Source organism: Alistipes sp. ZOR0009, assembly GCF_000798815.1.
GTDB lineage: Bacteria > Bacteroidota > Bacteroidia > Bacteroidales > ZOR0009 > Acetobacteroides.
Window position 1 is genome coordinate 1 of the sequence record NZ_JTLD01000089.1, and the last position, 1,287, is coordinate 1,287.

Sequence of the window (1,287 nt, forward strand, 5' to 3'; positions counted from 1 at the left end):
CTTTTTTGGCGCAAAAAAGTAGCACAAAAAACAGGGCGAAAATTAACTCGCACCGTCGGCTTATAGGTGCGTAGATCTTTGGAGAACGGTAGCAGAACGATTCCAGTCTTCGATTTTGGTTACGTTCGACCTGCCGAGCCTTGCTCAAACAGGGAACCGTAGCGTAGCGGAGCTCGGCGAAGCCAAATTCCACCGAGCCCTGTGCGTTTGAATTAGACTACGGCTAGCGAGGGGCTTCCATCTCCTATACAGCATTCAAACGTACAGCGTCCGTTTGATTCATGGCACACCTACGGCTAGCGAAGGTTACATTGTAAAAAATTATTTATAAGGCTCCCAATCGAAAGGTATATCCTCCCACCTTTCCCCTTTTATCCACTCACGAAAATATACTTCAAAGAAATCAATAATAAAATCGCAAAGTTCTTCTACTTGCCCATCAAAATCCCCACCATAACTCAGTAATGAAAATTTTGTTGAATCATAGGGTATTTTATCATATTCTAATATTTCCCAAATAGTAAGAGTGCTATCCCTATTAGAAATAGAAACGCTAACAGACTTGTCAAAATTACCCCATGAACCAAATATCCAAAAATTTATACTTATTTTCCTACTAACTATTTCGTTATCAAAGACCAGATCTACAAACTCTGCTCCATTTATGCTAGTATTGCATTTCGAACTTCTATATCTATATCCAAAGGAATTCAAGCATCCCCCGAATTTACGTATGGCGCATAACTTAAACTTTTTAAACATCTCTCTTCTTTCCATTATTTTTATTTTAGGGAAACACTATAGAACGCTCCATTTCATAAAAGGCGCTGTACCAATTTGCAGACAATCCGTTTCCTTCTAAAGAACGAAGATTTCCAATATCATATATATCGTAACCCCCGCTCGCCGTAGTCTACATCAGCGCACTAGGCTGGGCGAAGATTAGTTTCGCTGAGCTCATACTTTCTGTTCGGTTGTGTCTTCGTCCTTGCTAAGTAGCGGTCTGCAGACCGCCATCCAAAAGTAGCAAAAAAGCAAAACGCAGCCGTGGGTGGTAGCGACAGCATTTAGCTGATTTCTTCCCGCTACTTTTTTGGCGCAAAAAAGTAGCACAAAAAACAAGGCGAAAATTAACTCGCACCGTCGGCTTATAGGTGCGTAGATCTTTGAAGAAAGGTAGTAGAACGATTCCTGTTTACTCCTTTTGTTACGGACGACCTGCCGAGCGTTGCTCAAACAAATATTTTCGCCGTTGGCTGTGTGGCTAACGCCACAATTGTTTACGGA

At 41.6% G+C, this 1,287-nt stretch carries 1 protein-coding gene; it reads right to left on the reverse strand.

Going from position 1 to position 1,287, the window contains the following annotated elements; genetic code table 11:
- Window positions 1-321: 321 nt before the first annotated feature.
- A complete protein-coding gene (locus tag L990_RS16490; protein ID WP_047451721.1) occupies window positions 322-777 on the reverse strand; it encodes a hypothetical protein in 456 nt (151 codons plus the stop codon).
- Window positions 778-1,287 lie beyond the last annotated feature (510 nt).